This is a genomic window from Nocardioides sp., assembly GCF_964229035.1.
Taxonomy (GTDB): Bacteria; Actinomycetota; Actinomycetes; order Propionibacteriales; family Nocardioidaceae; genus Nocardioides.
The window spans coordinates 25,172-46,521 of the sequence record NZ_CAXRAZ010000003.1 but is presented as its reverse complement, the minus strand read 5'-3'; the positions used below and the strand labels follow the sequence as shown (position 1 = coordinate 46,521).

The 21,350-nt window shown below is 74.8% G+C and carries 20 protein-coding genes; 7 read left to right on the top strand and 13 right to left on the bottom strand.

The window, feature by feature from the left end; all coding sequences use genetic code 11:
- Positions 1 to 42 precede the first annotated feature (42 nt).
- The 3 genes from ACERUN_RS01425 to ACERUN_RS01415 are packed head-to-tail and all read left to right on the top strand — an operon-like array spanning position 43 to position 3,039.
- A complete protein-coding gene (locus ACERUN_RS01425; protein WP_370287772.1) occupies positions 43 to 558 on the top strand; it encodes a hypothetical protein in 516 nt (171 codons plus the stop codon).
- The gene (locus ACERUN_RS01420) at positions 555 to 1,370 is read left to right on the top strand and encodes an N-formylglutamate amidohydrolase (protein ID WP_370287771.1); all 816 of its coding nucleotides are present in this window, start codon (positions 555 to 557) and stop codon (positions 1,368 to 1,370) included. The genes ACERUN_RS01425 and ACERUN_RS01420 overlap by 4 nt, the downstream gene beginning before the upstream one ends.
- A gap of 10 nt (positions 1,371 to 1,380) precedes the next feature.
- Positions 1,381 to 3,039, top strand: coding sequence for an NERD domain-containing protein (locus tag ACERUN_RS01415; protein WP_370287770.1), 1,659 nt, complete (start codon positions 1,381 to 1,383; stop codon positions 3,037 to 3,039).
- Between the two features lie 10 nt (positions 3,040 to 3,049).
- Here ACERUN_RS01415 and ACERUN_RS01410 read toward each other — a convergent pair whose 3' ends face one another.
- On the bottom strand, positions 3,050 to 3,427 hold the full coding sequence (locus ACERUN_RS01410) for a DUF86 domain-containing protein (protein ID WP_370287769.1): 378 nt from the start codon (positions 3,425 to 3,427) through the stop codon (positions 3,050 to 3,052).
- A 10-nt stretch (positions 3,428 to 3,437) separates the two neighbouring features.
- A complete protein-coding gene (locus ACERUN_RS01405; RefSeq protein ID WP_370287768.1) occupies positions 3,438 to 3,908 on the bottom strand; it encodes a helix-turn-helix domain-containing protein in 471 nt (156 codons plus the stop codon).
- An 81-nt stretch (positions 3,909 to 3,989) separates the two neighbouring features.
- Between ACERUN_RS01405 and ACERUN_RS01400 the strand changes: the two genes are divergently transcribed.
- A complete protein-coding gene (locus ACERUN_RS01400) occupies positions 3,990 to 4,388 on the top strand; it encodes a hypothetical protein (RefSeq protein ID WP_370287767.1) in 399 nt (132 codons plus the stop codon).
- A 15-nt stretch (positions 4,389 to 4,403) separates the two neighbouring features.
- Here the strand turns inward: ACERUN_RS01400 and ACERUN_RS01395 are convergent, their stop codons facing one another.
- The 10 genes from ACERUN_RS01395 to ACERUN_RS01350 form a co-directional block, all read right to left on the bottom strand.
- Complete coding sequence (locus ACERUN_RS01395; RefSeq protein WP_370287766.1) at positions 4,404 to 5,387, bottom strand: hypothetical protein; 984 nt, start codon at positions 5,385 to 5,387, stop codon at positions 4,404 to 4,406.
- 125 nt (positions 5,388 to 5,512) lie between these two features.
- Positions 5,513 to 7,132, bottom strand: a complete 1,620-nt coding sequence (locus ACERUN_RS01390) for a hypothetical protein (protein WP_370287764.1) — start codon at positions 7,130 to 7,132, stop codon at positions 5,513 to 5,515.
- Positions 7,126 to 8,490 (bottom strand): CARDB domain-containing protein, encoded by a 1,365-nt coding sequence (locus ACERUN_RS01385; RefSeq protein ID WP_370287763.1) that lies wholly within the window; start codon positions 8,488 to 8,490, stop codon positions 7,126 to 7,128. Before ACERUN_RS01385 ends, ACERUN_RS01390 begins: the two co-directional genes overlap by 7 nt.
- Positions 8,491 to 8,822: 332 nt before the next feature.
- Entirely contained in the window at positions 8,823 to 9,062 is a 240-nt protein-coding gene (locus ACERUN_RS01380) for a DUF6458 family protein (protein ID WP_370287762.1), read from the bottom strand.
- A gap of 100 nt (positions 9,063 to 9,162) precedes the next feature.
- Positions 9,163 to 9,981 carry an aminotransferase class IV gene (locus ACERUN_RS01375; protein ID WP_370287761.1) on the bottom strand — a complete coding sequence of 273 codons (819 nt, stop codon included), beginning with the start codon at positions 9,979 to 9,981 and terminating at the stop codon, positions 9,163 to 9,165.
- Between the two features lie 4 nt (positions 9,982 to 9,985).
- Entirely contained in the window at positions 9,986 to 11,263 is a 1,278-nt protein-coding gene (gene murD, locus ACERUN_RS01370; RefSeq protein WP_370287760.1) for a UDP-N-acetylmuramoyl-L-alanine--D-glutamate ligase, read from the bottom strand.
- Positions 11,253 to 12,611, bottom strand: a complete 1,359-nt coding sequence (locus tag ACERUN_RS01365) for a hypothetical protein (protein ID WP_370287759.1) — start codon at positions 12,609 to 12,611, stop codon at positions 11,253 to 11,255. The genes murD and ACERUN_RS01365 overlap by 11 nt, the downstream gene beginning before the upstream one ends.
- 139 nt (positions 12,612 to 12,750) lie before the next feature.
- On the bottom strand, positions 12,751 to 13,413 hold the full coding sequence (locus ACERUN_RS01360; RefSeq protein WP_370287758.1) for an enoyl-CoA hydratase-related protein: 663 nt from the start codon (positions 13,411 to 13,413) through the stop codon (positions 12,751 to 12,753).
- 80 nt (positions 13,414 to 13,493) lie between these two features.
- The gene (locus ACERUN_RS01355; protein WP_370287757.1) at positions 13,494 to 14,387 is read right to left on the bottom strand and encodes an alpha/beta hydrolase; all 894 of its coding nucleotides are present in this window, start codon (positions 14,385 to 14,387) and stop codon (positions 13,494 to 13,496) included.
- A gap of 30 nt (positions 14,388 to 14,417) precedes the next feature.
- Positions 14,418 to 15,335 (bottom strand): SDR family oxidoreductase, encoded by a 918-nt coding sequence (locus ACERUN_RS01350; RefSeq protein WP_370287756.1) that lies wholly within the window; start codon positions 15,333 to 15,335, stop codon positions 14,418 to 14,420.
- A gap of 138 nt (positions 15,336 to 15,473) precedes the next feature.
- Here ACERUN_RS01350 and ACERUN_RS01345 point away from each other — a divergent pair, with 138 nt between their 5' ends.
- Positions 15,474 to 16,820, top strand: a complete 1,347-nt coding sequence (locus tag ACERUN_RS01345; RefSeq protein WP_370287754.1) for a PucR family transcriptional regulator — start codon at positions 15,474 to 15,476, stop codon at positions 16,818 to 16,820.
- On the top strand, positions 16,817 to 18,232 hold the full coding sequence (locus tag ACERUN_RS01340; RefSeq protein WP_370287753.1) for a phytoene desaturase family protein: 1,416 nt from the start codon (positions 16,817 to 16,819) through the stop codon (positions 18,230 to 18,232). The genes ACERUN_RS01345 and ACERUN_RS01340 overlap by 4 nt, the downstream gene beginning before the upstream one ends.
- 75 nt (positions 18,233 to 18,307) lie before the next feature.
- On the opposite strand, the gene ACERUN_RS01335 is transcribed toward ACERUN_RS01340, so the two are convergent.
- Positions 18,308 to 20,110: a DUF3556 domain-containing protein gene (locus tag ACERUN_RS01335; RefSeq protein WP_370287752.1), complete on the bottom strand. Its 1,803-nt coding sequence runs from the start codon at positions 20,108 to 20,110 to the stop codon at positions 18,308 to 18,310.
- A gap of 444 nt (positions 20,111 to 20,554) precedes the next feature.
- Here ACERUN_RS01335 and ACERUN_RS01330 point away from each other — a divergent pair, with 444 nt between their 5' ends.
- A complete protein-coding gene (locus tag ACERUN_RS01330; RefSeq protein ID WP_370287749.1) occupies positions 20,555 to 21,349 on the top strand; it encodes an MlaE family ABC transporter permease in 795 nt (264 codons plus the stop codon).
- The last annotated feature ends 1 nt before the right edge of the window (position 21,350 follow it).

Genomic DNA, 21,350 nt, shown 5'->3' with positions numbered 1-21,350 from the left:
GCGGATCCGGAACTGTCGGACCCCTGGGGTGGACTCGGGGGCATGACCTCCTCCACCACGCCCGCCTGGGGTGACCACCCCTGGCCCGGTCCGACGACGCTCGGCCTGCTGTCCACCGGCGACCTCGCGTTCCTGCCCACCGGCCACGCCGAGGTGGCCGCCGCCGAGCTCGACCGCTGGCGCGCCGCCACGACCTGGGCGCAGGCCCGCGCGCTGGCCGCGGAGGCCACCGCGGTGCCGGCGCCGTTCGAGGTCGAGGACCTCACGCCCGAGGACGACGGCGGCGCGTCGTTCGACGTGCAGGAGCAGCCCGGCGTCGAGGACGGCGACTGGCCGGCCTGGCCCGCGATCGTCGCCGTCGACCTCCTGGCCGCCCTGCGGGCCCAGGGCCACGACGTCGACCTCGGGGACTGGGGCCGGATCGCCGACACCGCGCTGAACGGCGCCGTCCTGGAAGTCCGGGCCGAGGCGGAGCCGCAGCTGCGGGCGCTGCTCGAGGCGGCCGGCTGCACGGTCGTGCGCGACGACGCGCTGCTGGCCCGCGCCGGCGAGCTGTGAACCCCTCCTTCGAGGTCGTGCCCGGCCATCCCGACTCCGGGGTGGTGCTGCACGTGCCGCACTCCTCGCGCGTGATCCCACCGGCGGTGCGGGCCGGGATCCTGCTCGACGACGCCGCCCTCGCCGCCGAGCTCGACGCCATGACCGACACCGACACCGACCGGATCGCGCTCCGGGCGGCCGACCTCGCCGCCGCCGAGGGCCCGCGGCCGTGGGTGTTCCTCAACCGCTGCTCCCGGCTGGTGGTCGACCCCGAGCGGTTCCCCGACGACACCGAGGAGATGAACGCCGTCGGCATGGGCGCGGTCTACACCGCCACCTCCCGCCGGGGCGTGCTGCGCGCGCCCACCGACGCCGAGCGGGCCCACCTGATCGCCACCTGGTTCACGCCCTACGCCGCCGCGATCACCGACCTCGTGCAGCAGCGGCTGGACGCCTGCGGAGCCGTGACCGTGCTCGACCTCCACTCCTACCCGCGCGAGGCGCTGCCCTACGAGCTGCACGGCGACGGGCCGCGCCCCGAGGTGTGCCTCGGCACCGATCCCGTGCACACCCCGCCAGCACTGCTCGAGGCCGCCCGGGCCCGGTTCGCCACCGTCGCCCCCACCGGCGACGTCGGCCTCGACTCGCCCTTCGCGGGCTGCTACGTGCCGCTGCGCCACCACGGTGTCGAGCCCCGGGTGCATGGGCTCATGCTCGAGCTACGCCGCGACGTCGTGGCCGCGCGGCTCGCGTCGCTGGCCGCGGCCACGGCCGCGCTCGTCGCCTCCCCGGCCTGCGCGTCCCCCGCCACCGGCCCCGACACCGTGTGAGGATCCCGCCATGCCCGCCCGCAGCATCCCGGAGCGCCCCGCCTTCAGCACGCCCTCGGAGCAGGAGGTGTGGCGGCGGCTGTGCGACACCCTGCCCGCCGGCTCGGTGGTGCTGCCCAACCTGCGCCTCACCGACCAGGAGAAGGACCACGAGGCCGACCTCGTCCTGCTGATTCCCGGCTCCGCCGTCACCGTGCTGGAGGTCAAGGGCGGGTCGGTGTGGCACGACGCCGACGGCTGGTGGGTGCGGCGCGGCGACGTCGACGAGCGCTGCCACCCCGTCGACCAGGCCCGCGACGTCAAGCACGCCCTGCGGCGCTACGTGCAGGAGGATCCGCGCTGGGGGAGCCGGCCCCGCGTGGCGTGGAGCCACGGCGTCGTGACGCCGTACAGCGCGTTCGGGAACGACTTCGCGGTGCCCGAACTGCCGCGCTGGGCCCTGCACGACCGCCACGACCAGGCCGACCTCTCCGAGCGGGTGCAGAACAACGGCTGGGCGCTGGCCCACGGGTACCCGATCCCGAACGACGACGACCTCGCGCTGATCGGCGAGATCCTCAGCGGCCGCGCCCACACCGCCTTCGACCTCAACGCCGAGGCCGCCGACCGGGCGGCCCAAGCCGACCGGCTGACCCAGGAGCAGATGGTGATCCTGCAGGTCACGCGGCTGGTGCGCCGGGTCGAGGTGCGCGGCGGTGCCGGGTCCGGCAAGACCGTGCTCGCGCTGAACAAGGCCAAGGACCTCACCGCCGGCAGCCGGGGCGCGAAGGCCGAGCGGGTGGCGCTGATCTGCTACTCCATCGGGCTCGCGGAGTACCTCAAGCGCGTCGTGGCCTCTTGGGACCGCCGCAAGCGCCCGGCGTTCGTCGGGACCTACGAGGAGCTCGGCCGCCAGTGGGGCCTCACCATCACCGGCGAGGAGCCCAGCGATTTCTGGGAGGTGCAGCTGCCCGAGCTGATGGCGCAGCGTGCGGCCGAGCTGCCGCCCGGGCACCGCTTCGACGCCTTCGTGGTCGACGAGGCCCAGGACTTCGCCGAGTCGTGGTGGGCGCCGCTGCTCGGCGCGCTGCGCGATGAGGAGCAGGGCGGGCTGTTCGTGTTCGCCGACGAGAACCAGCGGCTCTTCGCCCGGTTCGGTCGCCCGCCGGTGCAGCTGGTGCCGCTCGTGCTCGACCACAACCTGCGCAACACCCGCCAGATCCACGAGGTCTTCGACCCCCTCGCGCCGTCCCGGATGTTCGCCCGCGGTGGCGACGGACCCGCGGTGCGGTTCGTGCCGGCGTCGCACGAGGACGCGCTCGGCGTGGCCGACGACGAGGTCGAGCGGTTGCTCGACGAGGGCTGGGACGCCGGCCGTGTCGCCCTGCTCACCACCGGCCACCGCCACCCCGAGCAGACCGCGCAGGTGGACCACCACGGCAAGGTCGGCTACTGGCGCTCGTTCTGGGAGGGCGAGGACGTCTTCTACGGCCACGTGCTCGGATCCAAGGGCCTCGAGCGCGCCTGCGTGGTGCTGTGCGTCAACGAGGCCCAGGAGCGCGACCGCGCCCGCGAGCGGCTCTACGTCGGCATGTCCCGCGCCACCGACCGGCTCGTGGTCGTCGGCGACCCCGACCACATCGCCGCCGTCGGCGGTCCCGAGGTGGCCCGTCGGCTCGGGATCGGGTGAGGTCGTCGGTTCAGGCCTGCTCGAGGAGGTCGCGGATCTGAGCCGCGAGGATCGGGAAGTCCGCCGCGAGCGTGCTCCACACGACGTCGTGATCGGTCGCCTCGTAGTAATGCGTCAATCGATTGCGCATGTCCTTGATGACCCGCCAGGGGACGGCGGGATGGTCGGCGCAGAATCGCGGGTCCAAGCGGGCCACGTTCTCGCCCACCCGGATCACCAGGTTCTCCGCCGCCAGCCACGGCACCCCGTCCGGATCGTCGTCGAACCAGGCCCGGCCACGATGCACCAGGTGGGCCCCGGTCTCACAGGCCCGCAGGATCTCGGACAGTGCCCAGGCCGTGCGTTCGCCGTAGGTCCTCCCCAGTCGCCCCGCGGGATCGGCGCTCACCGTGAGGGCCTCATAGCGCCAGCGCCTCGAGCCGGATCGGATGGTCGGGGCGCAGCGCCCCTTCGGTGACCACGTCCACCGGCACGCCGAGGAGATCCTCGGCGGCGAGGGCGAAGGCGGCGACCGACACCAGCCCGGTCCCGGGCGCGGCGGCCACGAGGAGGTCGACGTCGCTCCCGGGCGCGTCGCTGCCGTGCCGGACCGACCCGAACACCCGCATCTGCGTGAGTCCGTGACGCGCGGCGAGCGCGATCAGCGCGGTGCGGTGGGTGGCCAGAGCCTCGCCCGGGCGCGGCGCAGCGGCGCGTCGGAGCCGCGCGATCGTCGCGCTGGACGCACGGCGCCTGCCCGACTCGTAGGCGGCGATGTTGGGCTGGGCGACACCAGCGCGGGCGGCGAGCTCGGCCTGGGTGAGACCGGCGGCCGTCCGCAGGGCTCGTACCTCGTCCCTGCCGCCTTCATCCCTGCTGCCTTCCTCCATTTCGCCATGATATGCCCGTGATATGGCGGTGATGTCAGCGTCGGCGCGGGCGTCTCCGGTCGGGCCTCCTAGGGTGGCGGGGTGGCTGAGCCGGACCGAAGCGAGCCGACCCGCGGCGCGTCATTGCGCGAGGTCGTGCGCGCGCAGGTGGAGGAGCTGCGGTGGGCGGGTGCCCATCCCGCGCACGCCGCCTCGCACGCGCGTCGCGCGCGGGAGCTGGAGGCGGGCGCCGGTCTGGACCCGGCCCGGGAGCAGTTCACGGAGCACCTGCCGCTCGTGGCCACCGCCACCGAGGTCCGGCGGATGCTCGCCGAGCTGCGCTCGCCGTTCGAGGGCTGGTTGGAGGTGCCGGTGCAGGTGGCCGGGCTCGCGCCGACCTTCGAGCCGCCGATCGACGCCGCCATCGCCGCCACGCGCGCGGCGCTGGAGGACCTGCTGGTGGGGATCCTGGCCCGGATCCACGAGCTCCCGGAGGACTGAGGTCGGCGGCGGGCCTCAGACCGGCGCGCAGGCCTCGTAGGACCGGCTGGTGGCGCGGCCGCGGGCCGTCACGCTCAGGGTCAGCGGGGCCCGCACGGGCAGCGTCCGCAGCGTGACGACGTCGCCGGGCTTCGGCCCGCGCACCGTGCGCACGGTGCGTCCGCCGGCCCGCAACACGGCGGTGCGCGCCCCGGCCACCCCACGCCCCAGCCGCACGACCGCGCTGGAGCGGTCGCAGTCGAGCGCCGCCGGAAGCGTGGCGATCCGCTTCGTGCCGCCGGCCGCCGCCAGCGCCCGGCCCGGAGGCACGACCCGGACCGTCGTCATCACCGTGCTCGCCACCCGGCCACCGCCCCCGGACGCCTCGGGCGACCGGGCGCTCGCCTGGGTGCGCACCAGGTACTGCCCGGCCTCGAGGAAGGCCCGCACCCGGCTCTCGGAGGCGCTGCTCGTCAGGGTCAGGACGAGGTCGTGCGCGTCGCCGTCCACCTGGATCCCGACCCCGGCGGGGCCGTCGGCCGTGGCGGTGAGGGTGACCCAACCGGCCACCGCGAGCTCCAGCGCCGCGCTCGTGGCGACCTGCCCCGCGACCGCGACCTGGCACGCCGAGGCGCCGGTGCGCGGGAGGGCGGCGACGTCGAGCGCGGCCCTCACGGTGAGCGTGCGGACCTCACCCACGAGCGAGGAGCCCACGGTGGCCCGTGCGGAGCCCTCGAGGTCGACGTCGTCGCCCGGCAGCGGCGACTGCGCCTCCCCGGTGTCGGTGGCGACGACGTCCACCGACGGTCCGGTGCTCTGGTCGGTGTCGGTGCCCGACACGGCGTCGGTCACCGTGCAGGAGTCGCCCGCCGGCTGCACGTGAGCCACGAACGCCTGCACCTGCACCGGGTCCAGGACGGTCGTGCCGGCGGGCGGTGCGGCGCGGCTCGGGACCGGAAGCAGCCCGGCGGCGGGCAGCAGGGCGATCAGGAGGGCTGCGAGCGGGCGGGCCGGTGCCATGCACCCGGAGCCTAAGCGGGTAGTGCCGATCCGTCACCGCCGGTGAGCGTCGCACCAAGCGAACGGCAGGCGATCGGCCCTGACACACCTGCCGTTCGCTTGGTGCGACGTCGACCGGTGACTCCTCAGCGGGCGCGCAGGTCGGTGAGGAACACGTCGGGGTCGGTGTTGGTGTCGCCGGGGGTGAGGTCGCTGCAGTAGGACACGAACCCGACGAACCGGCCGTCGCCGGAGATGCTCGTGCCCGAGCTGCCGACCGGCGTGGCGCAGGGCCGGCCGGTGCTCGACACGGTGGCGTTCACCAGGAACGGCCGCGCCGCGGCACCCGAGCCGGTGCCGAGCCGCACGGCGTAGGTGTCCGGGACGCCGTTGCGGTCGGCGGCCAGGAGGGCGTCGGTGGTGTCCATCAGCACCCACCGGCCGTCCCGGCTCAGGTGCGGGTCGTCGACGGCGAAGGCCGCCGCCGGGTCGCGGCGCACCGAGGCGGTGACCAGGCGCGGGGCGCCCCGCGTCCACACCACGACGTCGCCGTTCACGCGCGAGCCGCCGGTGGCGAGGTTGGTCGCGGTGGTCTCGAACGCCACCCGGTCGCCCGCCCCCGAGATCGAGGAGGCGTAGGACGCGCCGTTCGCCAGCGGCCCGCCCGGCACCCGGGAGATCAGGGTCGTGCGGCTGGTGTCGAGGTCGCGCACGAACACGTCGGAGAACCCGTCGGTGTCGCCGGCCACCAGGTCGGAGGCGTTGGAGCTGAAGCTGACGTAGCGGCCCGTGGCCGAGATCGACGGCGACTCGCTGCGCGCCGAGCCCGGCACCCCGGAGGGCGTGATCGAGACCTGGCGGGGCTGCGGGTCGCCGCGGTAGCCGATGAAGACGTCGACGGTGGCCGTGGTGTCCCCGGCCATCGTGGTGGCACTGGAGGTGAACGCGATCGCCGAGCCGTCGGCGGAGATCGCCGGGCTGCTCGAGACGCCGTCGGCCGCCCCGCCGCCCATGGCGTTGCTCACCCGCGTGACCGTGCCGGTGGCCCGGCTGAAGCGGTACACCTGGTAGCCGCTGCTCGGGCCGGGCACCAGGTCGGTGGCGGCGGAGGAGAAGGCCACCTCAGCGCCGTCGGCGGAGATGCTCGGCTCGATGCTGGTGCCGTTGCCGGCGGTGAAGGTGGGGGTGCGCGAGACCAGCGTCGTCGCCCCGGTGCGCAGGTCGGTGAGGTAGACGTCGGCGGTGCCGTTGGTGTCGACGTTGGCGATGTCGTCCGACGCCGAGACCCACACCGCCCACCGGCCGTCGGCGGAGACCTCGAGGTCGTTCGCGCCGTCGGCGGGCAGTCCGCCTCCACCGGCGCGGTCGACCACCCGACTGCGCGGTCGGGCCATCGGCACGGCCCGGGGCGACGACGTCCAGGCCGGGCGTCCGCCCGCCGCGGGGGCCGCGAGCCGGATCGTGCCCCGCGGCGCTGGTGCGGTGAGGGTGGTGCGGCCGCTACGGGCGGCGCGGCCGCGGGCCACGGTGCGCCACGCACCCCCGGCGCGCACCTGGAGGGTGACCGGTCGCCGTGCCGGTCCAGGCACCACGGCGCTCACGGCCAGCGGCTCACCGAGCAGCGGGGTGCTCGGGTCCAGCTGCAGGGCACCGGCGCGGGGGGCGGTGACCACGCCGGCAGGTGTCGCCGTCGCCGGTGCGACGACGGCGCCGCAGGCGAGCACGAGCACCAGGGCGGCGGTGCGCGCCGCGGCCGCGGTCAGCACGGCTGCTCCGCCGGGCCGGAGGTGGTGGTGTAGCGCAGCGGCAGGTCGTCGGACTGCCGCGCCCCGTCGATGCGGGAGGCGAACAGGCGGGTCGTGTAGTCCACCGCGCTGAGTGCGGAGCACACGTCGATGGCCACCACGCAGGACCCACCGGGAGACACCGCCCCCACATACGTGCCGCTGCTCGCGGAGTACGTCACCTGGCAGCGGGTCGTCCCCGACGGCGGGGTGTAGCTGCCGTCGATCTCGAAGACCCCCGCGTGGTCGGTGAAGGAGAAGGACGGGACGGCGTCGCGGTCGCCGATGCTGGTGGCCCGCACGAGCACCCGTCGGTGCCGGCCAGGGGCGTTGTCGCGCAGGTCGTCGCTGCCGGTGATCGTCTGCAGCCGCAGGTAGCCCCGGCTCGCGGAGTCGACGGAGACCGGGAAGACCGCGAGCACGTCGACGCCGGTGGTCAGGCGCAGGTAGCCGGGGTTGGTGCCGCCGCGCACGATGTCGCTGGCCCACACCTGCACGTCGCACGACGTGCCCGGCGGCAGCGCGCCGAGGTTGCCGTTGCTGCCGCACCGGCGGGCGGGCTCGACGCCGTCGTCCCACAGGTCTAGGCCGCCCCAGTAGCCGGGCGCGCCGCGCCCCGGCACGCAGGCGCCGGCCTGGGCGGTGACGCCGGGGGAGGTCGCGGTGCCGACGTTGGTGATCGTGAGGGTGGTCTGGGCGTACTGCTCGATGGTGTCGAACTCCGCGCCCACCGGGTCGGCGCTCACCCCCAGCACCCCGTCCGGGGACGCCGGGGTCACCTCGAACCGGACGCCCGCCGGCGGCGTCGTGCCCTGCGAGTACGGCACCACCGCGCCGCCGCACGCCGACTCCGCACCCCCGCTCGGCCCCGAGGGCGGCGGACCGGGCTGGGCGACGTCGAGGCTGCGGTGCACCCGGCAGTCGTTGCTGGTGGAGGACTGGCGCACCTCGACGTCGAGGTCGGCGCACGCCAGGATCCGCCAGGTGCCGGTGGCCAGCGGCTGCGGCAGCCGGCCGGTGAGGGATCGCTGCCGGGTCTGCCCCGGCGCGAGGGCGCCGATGCGGCCCGACACGAGCAGCCGGTCGGCGGGGCTGAGCCGGGCGTCGCGGGAGAGGTAGAGGCCCACCCGCGACCCGGGGGCGGCGGCCCTGCCCCGGTTGCGCACGCTCACCGCGGTGGCCAGGGCGCCCCCGGGCTGCGCCACGAGCGTGCCCGGGGTGGTGGCGACGACGACGAGGTCGGCGCGCTTCGGCGCCGCGGCGGAGGAGGTCGGTGCCAGCGCGCCGAACCCCACGATGAGGGCGGCGAGCGCCGCGGCAGGACGACGTCGAGCGGTCATGGCCCCGACGCTAGGGGCCGCCGACGTCCGAGGGTGCCGCGGCGAGGGACGGATCGGTCCCAACCCGGTCTCACCCGACCCGGTCCGAGCCCCACGATCGGGTCCCGGGGCGGACGAAGGCCCGCGACGGGGGACGCGGGCCTTCGTGTCAGTGCGGGCAGCGTGTGCCCGACGGCGGGGGATGGAGCGCCGGCTCCTCGCGGGTCAGCGGCGGCGCAGCACCAGCTGGGCGACGTAGACGATGGCCAGGATCAGCAGGATGAGCAGCAGGAACTTCACGGGTTCTCCTCGGTGGGCGGGATCGGCGGATCGGCGGGTGATCTGCGGGGGGATCAGACGTCGGTGCGGGTGTCGCGCACGCTCTGGGTGCCGTCGCTGTGGGTGACGGTCGTGGTGGTGCGAGCGCGGCGGTTGCTGTTCAGCGTCACGGCGGTGAGCAGGATCAGCGCGATCCCGACCACGGTCATGATCCAGCCGACCATCTGCAGGTCGACCTCGTTGATGGTGTCCTGCACGGCCAGTGCGAGGACCAGACCGACGACGGTGAGGAAGCCTCCGGCTCCGTAGCCCATGGGAACTCCTTGCTCTAGGTGGGTCCCGAGTACGGAGGTTCTCTTGCCCTCGAGAGACTTGAGCAAACCTTGATCCAGGTGCGGATTGATCGGAATCCGATCAGGCGGGCGCCACGGGCTCCCGCGGCAGGGCGGCGTAGGCGGCGGCGAGCCCGCCGAGCCGGTCGCGGTCCAGGGGCAGCCGGCGCCCGTCGACCGCCGAGATCGCGCGGGCGGGCGTGTTCACGTTCACCGCCATCACCAAGTCGGCCTCGTGGAGGTCGGCGAGGGTGACCTCGGCCTGCGTGGCGGTGCCGCCCGCCGCGACCGCGATCGCCCCGAGGTGGCCGGCGGTCGTGCTCGGCAGGACCGGCCCCGCCGGGGTGACGACGTCGTCGCCCCGCCACACCAGCACCGTCCAGGTGCTGCCCTCCAGCACCTGCTCGCCGGTGACGAAGAGGGCGTCGTCGTGGCCGGCCAGCCGGGCCTCGCGCCGCAGCCGCACCTGCTCCAGCAGGGAGGTCGACTTCACCCCGGCCAGCTCGCGGGTGTGCGCCACGGTGCCCACCGTGAAGGTGTCGGTCACCGCGGGCGGGAACGCCGCGGGACGCGAGCTCACCAGCAGTCGCACGCCGGTGGCCGCGGCCGGGTCGAGCAGGTCGAGGTCGGCCGGGTGGGCGGTCACGCGCAGCGCCCGGGCGGCGTCGGGATCCGGCAGCAGCGCGAGGTGGGCGGCCACCGCTGTGCGCACGTCGTCGGGGTCGAGGGGGTGCCCCCACAGCGCGTCGACGCCGCCGGCGAGCCGGGCCAGGTGGCCGCTCCAGCCGAGCACCGCGCGCTCCACGACGACGCAGCTGGTGTAGGTGGCGTACGGCACGAGCGACCACGCGGCCGGGACGGCCTCGACCGCCGCGCCGTCGAGGGTGTGCAGCACGTCCACCGGATCAGGCCCGTGCGGCGGCCCGGAACGCCGCCGCGCGCTCCTCGTAGGAGGCGAACTCGTCGAAGCTCGGCGCGCCGGGGGCCAGCAGCACGACCTCGGTGTCGCGGGTGCGCGCGAGCGCGCAGGCCTCGGCGAAGCTCGCGGTGGCGGTCGTGGGGGCCGCGTCCGCGCCGCCCTCGGCGATCCAGCGGGCACCGGCCGGCCCGAGCGCCAGCACCTCGACGTCGTCGCGGCCGGCGAGGTAGGCGCGCAGCGGGTCGTAGGCCAGGCCCCGGTCGGAGCCGCCGAGCAGCAGGGTCACGCGGGTGCCGGGGAAGGTGGCGAGCGCGGCGACCACCGCCTCGGGAGCGGTGGCGAGGCTGTCGTCCACCCAGCGGCGGCCGTCGTCGGAGGGCACCGGCTCGAGCCGGTGGGCCAGCGGCGCGAACGCCCCCGCGGCGGCCAGCAGCGTGGGACGGGAGCCGGCGGGCACGTCGAACCCGGCCGCCACCACGGTGAGGGCGAGCGCGAGGTTGAGGTGGTTGTGGGCGCCGGCGAGGCCGATCCGGTCGGGGGTCAGGAAGCCCACGCCGTGCCAGTGCAGGCCGTCGTCGACCACGATCCCGAGATCGCCCGGGGCCAGCAGGCGGGTGCGGGCGTCGATCCGCTCGCGCACCCGCTCGGCCACCTCGCCCTCGTGGCTCGGCACGACGACGAGCGCCGGTCCGTGGGCCACCAGGTTCAGCTTGTCGGCCACGTACTGCTCGTAGCCGCCGTGCCAGGGCAGGTGCTCGGGGTAGAGCGAGGTGACCACCGCCAGGCGCGGGGAGACGGTGAGGTCGGCGGCCTGGTAGCTCGACACCTCCGCTACCGCGACCTCGGCGGAGCCGGCGTCGTCCTCGGTGACCGGCGTGCCGCCGTTGCCCACCAGCGAGGCCGCCACCCCGACGCCGTCGAGCAGGTGGTGGGCGGCGGCGGAGGTGGTGCTCTTGCCCTTGGTGCCCGTCACCGCCAGCACGCGGGCGGCCTGCGCGGAGAGCCAGAGGTCGGTGAGGGAGGTGACGCGCACGCCGGCCGCGCGCACCGCGAGGAACTCCGGCGCGGTGTGCGGCACCCCGGGGCTCTTCACCACGACGTCGGCACGCAGCAGCCGTTCCGCGGAGCCCGCGGGCGCCCCGGGCCCGGTGACGACGATCTCGGCGGCGATCCCGAGCCCGGCCAGCCAGGCGTGCGCGGCGCGGCCCTCGCGGCCCGCGCCCCAGATGACGACGTCGAGCCCGCGCAGGTCCTCAGAGCGCACGGACGACCGCCTCGAGGTCGGCGGGCAGCACGTGCTCGTCGCCGCGGAAGGCGAAGGCGGCCGCGGCGTCGGCCTCGGTGGCGGTGATCGCCGCGACGGCGGGATCACCGAGGATCGGGTGGTCGCGCCAGTCGGGGTGGGAGCGCAGCAGTTGCAGCGCCACCCGGCACTCGTCGGGCTCTCCGACGCACTCGAAGGGCTTGAGCAGGCCGTCGACCCCGAGCAGCTCCAGGAACCCGGTGCGCTGGGCGGGATCGGCGAACAGGTCGCGGCCGCCGAAGATCGCGAGCAGGGCGGGCCCGGGCAGGAACGGCGCCAGGCACAGGAACACGAACCGGCACTTCGGGCAGTCGCCGCACCACGACGTGCGGGCGGCGGCGTCGAGCTTGAAGGCGCGGTTGCAGCTGGTGAACACCGGGTGGTACGCCGTGAGCCCGGCGAAGTGGCGCGCGATCCGCAGCTCGGTGAGCGGGCGCAGCAGCGAGAGGTAGGTCGGGGCGCCGGCGGGCAGGGCGCCGCGCAGCAGCTGCTCGAAGTCGCGGCCCTTGGACCACTGGTGGTTGATGGTCCGTTCGTGCCACACGACGTTGCCGTAGGAGGCGCTGGCCTCGTTGCTGAACGCCACGGTGTCGAACCCGAGGGCCAGGGCGGTGAGCAGCGCGACGATCGAGTTGACCGCCGTCACCGGCACGTGGCCGTTCGGGGCGCCGGCGGCGTTGAGCGCGAACAGGGCCGGGTCGAGCCGGCGTCGCGCGGAGAGCAGGGGCAGTCCCGCCACCCGGGCCGTGGCCTCGATGGGGGCGTAGCTGTTCACCGAGAACAGCCCGACGTCGTAGCCGGCGCGCTTCAGCGCCTCGATCGAGACGATCGAGTCCTTGCCGCCGCCGACGGCGGTGAGGGCCCGCCGGACCGGGCGCTCCCGGTCCTGGCCGGTGGGTCGGGGCGGGAGCGTGGGGCCGACCACGGGGGTGTCGAGCACCGCGGGCAGGTCGTTCTCGTAGGCGAACTCGCCCAGGCCGTGCGCGCTGAGCTCGGTGAGGAAGTGGCGCTCGACGTCGGTGAGGCCGTCGGGCACCTCCAGCCGACCGGGGGCCAGGGCCTTGAAGTAGCTCAGCGACGCGGCGCCGGACAGCAGCGCCAGCAGCGGCCCGACGACGTCGGCGTCGGCGTCCTCCAGCCGCCCCGGCAGCTCGATGGTCTCGGTGAACCGGTGGTGGGCGCCGGCGTGGTCGGTGCCCTCGTAGCGCAGCGTGATCGTGCCGTCCGCATGGGTGGGCGGCAGGCAGCGCAGCACGCCCGACCCGACGACGTGCCCGGGCCCATCGGGGGTCTCGACCGCGTCCACCACGCTGGCGATCGTAGGGCAGGGCCCCCTTCCCCCCGCCCGGCACGGGGTGCTGTCCCCCGTTGTCACCAGCGGAATGCACCGGTTTCCGCGCCGAACCGGTGCATTGTGCTGGTGACAACGGAGAGACGGTGACCCCTGATCAGGCGGTGGGGGCGAGGAGGGCGGCCGAGGCGGCGGCGTACATCGTCGACTTGATGGTGCCCAGGGTCGGGCGGTCCTTGCCCGCCAGTCCGGACACCAGCCCCGCGGCGGTGGCGGGGAGGGCGTCCAGGCCCACGCTGGCCTCCACGATGCCGGCGGCCAGGGCGTCGTCCCCGCCCAGTCGGCGCCCGGTGGTCATCGTGTCGCGCGCGGTCTGCGGCGAGACCTTGCACTGCACCAGCGCCGACATGCCGGGCGTGAACGGGATCAGGATGTCCACCTCCGGCAGGCAGAAGAAGCCGCGGTCCTGGCGCATCGCCCGGTAGTCGTGGGCCAGGGCGAGCATCGCCCCGGCGCCGAACGCGTGTCCGTTGATGGCCGCGACCGTCGGCACCGGCAGGGTCAGGAACCGCTGGAAGAGCCGCTCCACGCGCGCCACGTAGGAGCCCATCTGGTCCTGGTGGCTGCTCAACCAGTCCAGGTCCAGGCCGTTGGAGAAGAACTTCCCGCTGCCCGTGGTCAGCAGCGCCACGGCCTCCGGCGCCCCGACGACGTCGTCGAGGCGGGCGTCCACCTCGTCCATCCAGTCGGGGGAGAAGCGGTTCTCGTCCTCGCCGAGGTCGAGGGTCCACACCGGTCCGGTCGTCGTCAGCGACACCATCGTCTGCTCCTGTCGTGAAGGGGGTCTCTCAAGGGGGTCGGGGGGGTGCCGGGACCGATCCCCGGGGGACGGGCGGGCCGTCAGGCGGGCACGTGGCGGGCGAGGAAGTCGAGGTGGTGGGCGATGTTGGTCTCGAAGGCCTCGCCGACGTAGATGTCGAAGTGGCCGACGTCGTACAGCACGACCTCGCCGCGGGGGGCCTGGGCGGCGTAGCGCTTGGTCTGCTTGGCCGGCGCGACCGAGTCGGGCTCGCAGATCGCGAACAGGATCGGGCAGGCGACGTCCTGGGCGCGGCGGCCGGGGTAGCGGCGGATGATCTGCAGTACGAACCGGGCGGCGACGTCGGAGCGCACCTCCAGGCCGGGCGGCACCAGCGCGCTCATGCCCGGCTCGCAGTCCGGGGCGGTCATCAGCGCGGTGCTCCCCGGGGCGCCGCAGGCCGGCACCATCACCGGCGGGCGCCCGAGCAGCGCGCCGACGGCGTCGCGCAGCGCCCGGGCGGTGACCTTCGCCGAGACCAGCGGCGGGATGGTGAGCGCCGAGGCCAGGCCGTGGGTGAAGGGGCACTGCGAGATCGCCGCCGCCAGTCGCCGGTCCTCCGCGGCCAGCACGATCACGTGCCCGCCGCTGAAGGAGGTGCCCCACGCCACGACCCGGTCGGGGTCGACGTCGGGCAGGGTGCGGGCGTGGGCGATCGCCGCGCGCCAGTCGACCAGCTGGGTGTCGACGTCGAGCAGCTGGCGCGGCTCGCCCGAGCTGGCCCCGAAGTGGCGGTAGTCGAAGACCAGGCAGGCGTAGCCGGCGTCGGCGAAGCGCTCCGCGAAGGCGTCCAGCCGCATCTCCTTGACCCCGCTCAGGCCGTGGGCCATCACCAGGACCGGCACCGGCCCGACGGCCCCCTCGGGGCGGTAGAGCCAGGCGGCGCAGGTGCCGTCGCCGGCGGGGAAGGTGACGTCGGAACGGGAGTGGCCCATGGCCGCACGCTAGCGCGCAGGAGCCGACCCTCAGCCCCGGTCCGGCACCTCGACGGCGGCCGGGCGCTGCGCCGCCGCCCCGATCCGCGCGTGGTAGGCCGCCCGGGCGGCCGGATCGGCGCCGGTGAACGCCCGGTCGAAGCCGGTGAGGCGCTCGAAGGCGAGCCGGGGCCGGGTCGGCAGCATCGCGCTGAGCCGGATCGAGGCGCTCAGGGTGCGCGGACGGGTGACCCGCAGCCGCGAGGAGCCGACGACGCCCACCACCGCCGCGGCGATGTCCTCGGGGTCCACGGTGGACAGCGACGTCGACCAGGCCGGCACCGCCGAGCCGGCCGAGAGCTCGGTGCGCACCACGCCGGGCAGGACCGCCGAGACCCGCACGCCGCTGCCCTGCAGCTCGCGGTAGAGGGAGTCGGTGAAGGCCAGCACGAAGCTCTTGGTGCCGCAGTAGGTGGCCAGGCCGGCGGTGGGGTTGACCCCGGCCAGAGAGGCGATGTTCACGAGGTGGCCCTGCCCGCGCGCGGTGAAGCGCTGGCCGGCCAGCTTGGAGCCGGTCAGGACGCCGCGCACGTTGACGTCGAGCATGGCGTCGGTCATCGCGTCCGACTCCTCCAGGAACCGCCCCGTGGGCATGATGCCGGCGTTGTTCACCAGGACGTCGAGGGGCCCCACCTGCGCCTCCGCAGCGTCGAGGAAGGCCGCGAACGACGCCCGGTCGGTCACGTCGAGGCCGAGCCCGAGGATGCGCCCCTCGGCCCCCGCGGTCTCGGCGGCGAGCTCGCGTGCCGTGGCGGCGCACAGGTCGGCGTCGAGGTCGCCGATGACCACCCGGGCGCCGGCGCGCAGGAACGCCGCCGCGGCGCAGCGTCCGATCCCGCGGGCGCCGCCGGTGATCGCCACGACGGTGTCGGGCAGGCGCGGGGTGGTGGCCGAGGGGCGCTGCGTCATGGGTGAGGTCCTTGCCTGAGGGGCCGGTTGGTGCGACCGTCTGATCATGCGTCCCTTGGTCCTACCTCGTCATGGGTCAGCGGCCCAGCATCCGGGGTCCGGTGTTGGACGATCGTCCAATCTGCGACCGGTGCGGCAGTGAGCGCGCCTGGGTCGGCGGTCGTCGACGAGCAGGTACGGGAATGGCTGCGCGCCTGGGCGCGGCGGCTGCGCGGCGAGGCCGAGGTGGCGCGCCTGGTGGCGCTGGTCGACGACGCCGTGGTGGCCGAGGTGCCGGAGGTCGCGGCCACCCCCGAGCTGGGCGCCACCCTGGAGGCCAGCACCCGCTCGGCGCTGCTGGTGCACCTCGACACGATCCCCGACCGGCCCCCGGGCTCGGTGCCGGCCTCCTCCGAGATGGAGCAGCTCGGCCGCACCCTGGCCGCCCACGGCGCCGACCTCGGCGTGCTGCTGCGGGCCTACCGCGTGGGCCAGCGGGTGATCTGGCAGGTGCTGATGGCCGAGATCCACGACGCCGACCTCGACCCCGCCCTGCGGGTCGCGGTGCTGCAGTTCCTGTGGGAGGCGCTGAGCCGCAACCTCGAGCGGGTGGTCGACGACGTCGTCCGCGCCCACGCCGAGGAGTCCGCCGCGCGGCTGCGGGGCTCGGTCGCCCGCCGCGCCGCCGTGCTGGAGGCGGTCCTGGCCGGTCAGGAGCGCGACGCCGCGACCGTCGCGCGCCTGCTCGACCACCCCGTGCAGGACCACCACGTGGCGGCGGTCCTCTGGCTCGCCCCCTCGTCTGCCGGGGCCGGCGCGGAGGCCGACGCGACCCGCCGGCTCGAGAAGGCGGCCCGCGCGCTCGCCGAGCGGGCCCGGGCCCGACTGCTCACCACCCAGCCCGCGGCCGACACGCTCTGGGCGTGGTTCACCGGCACGGTCCCGCCCGACCCCGGCGCGCCGGGCGCGGTGCCGGGCGGTGTCCGCGTGGCGCTGGGGGAGCCGGCGTCCGGGCTGGCCGGGCTGCGCGCCAGCCACGACGAGGCCGTGCGGGTGCGCCGCCTGCTCGACCTCGCGCCCGCGCCCCCGGCAGACGGCGGCGTGGTGCGCTACCGCGACGTCGAGCTCGCCAGCCTCCTCGCCGAGGACCCGGCGGCCCTGCGGCGCTTCCTCGCCCGGACCCTCGGCGACCTCGCCCGCGACGACGACGCCACCGCCCGGCTGCGCGCCACCGTGCTGGCCTACCTCGCCGACGGCAGCAGCGCCCGCGCCGCCGCCCGGCTCCACGTGCACAAGAACACCGTGCTCTACCGGCTCCGGCAGGCCGAGGACCTGCTCGGTAGGTCACTGGAGGAGCGTCGCCACGACCTCGAGACCGCGCTGCGGGTGCACGGCCTGCTCGGCGGACAGCCCGAACCTCCGGGTCCGCAATGGCAGGATGCCACGGTGACCTCCGCCGCCCCGTCGTCCGATGTCATCGTCCCCGGCGCGGGAGACCGCGCGTGAGGAGCGCTGTTGTCGTCGGCAGCGGGCCCAACGGCCTGGCCGCCGCGGTCGAGCTGGCCCGGGCCGGCGTCGACGTCACCGTGCTGGAGGCGCAGCCGTGGATCGGCGGCGGCACCCGCACGATCGAGCCCTTCGGGCCCGGGCTGCTGGTCGACCACTGCGCCGGCTTCCACCCGATGGCGGTCGACTCCCCAGCGCTGGCCGGGCTGGCCGAGTTCGGGCTGGAGTGGGCCTGGCCCGAGATCGACGCCGCCCACCCGCTCGACGACGGCCCCGCCGCGCTGCTGCACCGCTCGGTGGCCGAGACCGCCGCGGGTCTGGGCGCCGACGGTCCCCGCTGGGAGCGGCTGTTCGGCGCGCCGTCGCGCTCCTACCCCCGGCTGGCCGCCGAGGTGCTCGGCCCCGTGGTGCACGTGCCCCAGCACCCGCTGCTGCTCGGCCGCTTCGGCGCGCCGACCGTGCTGCCCGCCGTCGCCGTGGCGCGCTACCTGCGCACCCCGCAGGCGCGGGCGCTGTTCCTCGGCACCGCCGCCCACGCGATGCGCCCGCTCACCGAGGTCGTCTCCTCCGCCATCGGCATGGGCATCCTCACGGCCGGCCACCACGCCGGCTGGCCCGTCGTCGTCGGCGGCACCGCCCGGCTCACCGACGCCCTCGCCGCGCAGCTGCGGGCGCTGGGCGGCGTCATCGAGACCGGGGTGGAGGTGCGCTCGGCCGCCGACCTCCCGCCGGTCGACGCCGTGCTGCTCAACCTCGCCCCGCCCGCCGCCGTCGCGCTCTACGGCGACCGGCTGCCCGCGGCCACTCGCCGCGCCTACGCCCGCCACCGACCGGGGCCGTCGGCGTTCAAGGTCGACCTCGCGGTGGAGGGCGGCATCCCCTGGCGCGACCCCGCCGTCGGTCGTGCCGGCACCGTGCACCTGGGCGGCGACGCCACCGAGATCGTGGCCAACGAGCGGGCGGTCGCCCGGGGCGTCATGCCCGAGCGACCCTTCGTGCTGCTGGGCCAGCAGTACGTCGCCGACCCCGGCCGCTCCCGCGGCGACCTGCACCCGGTGTACAGCTACGCCCACGTGCCGACCGGGTACGACGGCGACCCCGCGCGCACCACCGAGGCGATCATCGACCAGATCGAGCGCTTCGCCCCCGGCCTGCGCGAGCGCATCCACGAGGTGCACGTGACCCCACCGGGCGTCTTCGCCGCCGAGAACGCGAACTTCGTGGCCGGCGACATCCTCACCGGCTCCAAGGACCCGCGCTCGCTGCTGCTCGGCCCCCGCCCCGGCCGCAATCCCTACCGCACCGGCCTGCGCGGCGCCTACCTCTGCTCCGCCGCCGTGCCCCCCGGCCCCGGCGCCCACGGCATGGCCGGCTACCTCGCGGCCCGCACCGCCCTGCGCGACCTCGGCTGACAGCCCGCCGGTGGTCGGGGTCTCTCCAACGTCCCCCCGGCGACCCCGGCGACGCCCGGCGACTCTCGGGAGGGCTCAGCCGGAGGGGGTGAGGGTGGGGCGGGTGTAGCCGGGAGCGGTCCAGTGCACGCGCAGGGGCACGGGGCCGTTCGGGAGCCACGGCTGCTCGCGCACGCAGTCGGCCACCGTCCACTCGCCCCGCTCGACCACGCCCAGGGCGGCGTCGATGATCCGGTACTGCTGGGTCTTCTTGTGGATCGGCTGGGACTCGACGTAGGCCACGACGAGGTCGCCGGGGGCGAGGTTCAGCCGCTTCTGCACCGCGGCGATCAAGCGCTCGTCGTGGAGGTGCCCGTCGCCGAAGTTCCAGCCCACGATCGTGTTGCACACGAACTCGCCCTCACGGATCACGCGCTGCTCCAGGTCGGGGAGGTGGTCGTAGAGCACCGAGAACAGGCCGCGGCCCTGGCTGTGCATGCAGCGCCAGGCCAGCGCCTTCTGCAGGGTGATCTCGGCGTCGCCGGCGCTGTAGGGCAGCAGCATCTCCTGCAGCTGGTCGAGCTGGTTGTGCACGCCGGGCAGCTCGTTCAGCCGCTCCTCGACGCCCGGGCGCATCGCCCACACCGCGGAGGCCCAGTTGCCGGCGTACTGGCGCATCGAGGGCAGGAAGGACACCAGGTCGGGGCGCAGGTTGCCCAGGACCGGGCCGAAGGTGAGGAGTGCGAAGACGGGGATCAGCAGCAGCGGGGTGGAGAAGTCCCAGATGTTGTAGGTGCCGGGGTCGAAGCCGATCCACAGCACCACCGCGATGAAGCCGAAGAAGACGTTCCACTCCAGCGGCACCGCGAGCGGGAACGTGGAGGTGATGAAGATGTGGAAGGTGAGCATGCCGAGCGCGCCGAGCAGCGCGATCGTCTCGTTCGTGGTCAGCAGCAGCGTGATCGGGATCAGCAGCTCCACCGTGGTGCCGCCGACGTGGGCCATGAACCACGCCACCCGCGAGGGCCGCAGGTCCTCGGGGGCGTTGCGGTAGTGGGCGCGCTTGACGACGTTCAGCTGACCCGGTGAGTTCGACACCATCGGCGGCACGACGTTCTCGAAGTGCTGGCCGAACTTGCTGACCCCGGCCCCGATCCACACCACGCAGATGACGATCTTGAACACCACGACGAGGTCGACGAAGTCGGCGGTCGAGGAGATCGTCCCGAACAGCGCCGAGAACAACATGATCGGCAGGTACTGCTCGGAGCGGGCGGCCAGGAAGATCACCTTGTCGCGCAGGCCCATCAGCGGCATCAACACCAGGATCGGCACGAACGCCTCGGCGGGCACCAGTTCCTGCACACCGGCGCCGGCGGGCAGGAACGCCGCGGGCACCCGCTCGGCCTGGGCGGCCAAGGGGTAGGCCAGCGCGGCGAGGACGCCGAGGTAGAGCAGCACGTCGACGACGGTGCGCTCGTCGCCGCCGGTCAGCGGCACCCGCCGCCACGGCGCCATCCGGATCGTGCCGGGGCGCAGCCAGTAACGGATGTTGCCGGTCATCGGCTTGAAGTGGCCGCACAGCGGCCCCCACGCCCCGCCGAGGCCGATCACCTCGAGCAGCATCAGCCAGATCGCGAGCTTCTGGTAGACGACGACGTTGTTGTACCAGGAGCCGATGTCGGTGAAGGCGATGTCGCTGGTGGCCGAGGCGATCCAGATCCCGACACCGAAGTAGAGCCCCAGCATCTTCAGCACGTAGACGACGTGCAGCACCCGCGGCGTCCCGAAGCCGTCCTCGACCCAGTTGGTCGTCAGGATCCGCATCCGCTCGCGCAGGGGGAGCGGGAGGAACTGCTCGGCCGGGACGGGCGGCGGGGGCGGGTTGATGAATCCCATGGTGGGCTCCTCGGCGCAGGACGTGCGGGTACGGGCGGTTGTGGGCGGGTGCCGGCGGGTGCGGGTCGGGCGTGCGGGCGACGGGGGCCGGTGTGGCGGGCGTCACGTCGTCCCGCGGTGCAGCGTAGAGCCTGTGCGCCGGGTTCGGCTTGGTGCCCGAGCACGAATCGCGGCCGGGTCTGCTGGTCGTCGTCACCAGCGATCGGCCGCGATGACGGCGCTCGGCGGTCGCCCCGTCGTCCCGGACGAGCGGGAGGCCCCGGTGCGTGTGGTGCGGCGCACCAAAGTCGGTGGCGTCCGTTTAGTGCGACAGCACTAGAGATGTGCGTCACAACGGCCTAACGTAAGGCCGATCATGGAGGAGGGAACCACGATGCTCGACCGTCACGCCTGCGCCGCCGCGCCGTCGGTCGCTCCCCGCAGCGCCGGCCCGGTGGCCCCCGCGTGAGCTCGGCGATCCAGACGCGCTCCTACCCGGGGCGCGCGGGACTGGTGCACGTCGGCCGGGTGTTCTCCCTGGGCCTGGACGTGCTGTTCTACCTCTTCCGGCGTCCCTTCCAGGTGCGGGAGTTCATCGAGCAGGCCTGGTTCATCGCCAAGGTCTCCTCGCTGCCCACCGCCCTGTTCGCGATCCCGTTCGGCGCCACGATCTCGCTGCTGCTCTACCAGCTGCTCGACCAGTTCGGCGCCGGCTCGGCCACGGGCGCCGGCGGCGTGCTGGCCATCACCCAGCAGGCCGCCCCGATCGTCACCGCGCTGCTCATCGCCGGCGCGGGCGGCAGCGCGATCGCCGCCGACCTCGGCGCGCGCACGATCCGCGAGGAGATCGACGCGATGCGGGTGCTGGGCATCGACCCCGTGCGCCGGCTGGTCGTGCCCCGCGTGCTGGCGATGATGTACGTCGCCGCGCTGCTCAACGGCCTGGCCACCGTCGTCGGCGTGGCCGGCGGCTACTTCTTCAACGTCATCGTGCAGGGCGGCACCCCGGGCGCCTACATCAGCAGTTTCAACCTGCTGGCCCAGTCCTCCGACATCCTGGTGAGCGAGTTCAAGGCGGTCGTGTTCGGCTTCGTGGCCGGCGTCATCGCGGCCTACCGCGGCCTCAACCCGCCGCCGGGTGCGCGCGGGGTGGGCGACGCCGTGAACCAGACGGTGGTCATCTCGTTCCTGGCCGTCTACCTCATCAACCTGTTCATCACCCAGATCTACCTGCTCGTCGTGCCACCGAAGGGGTTGTGAG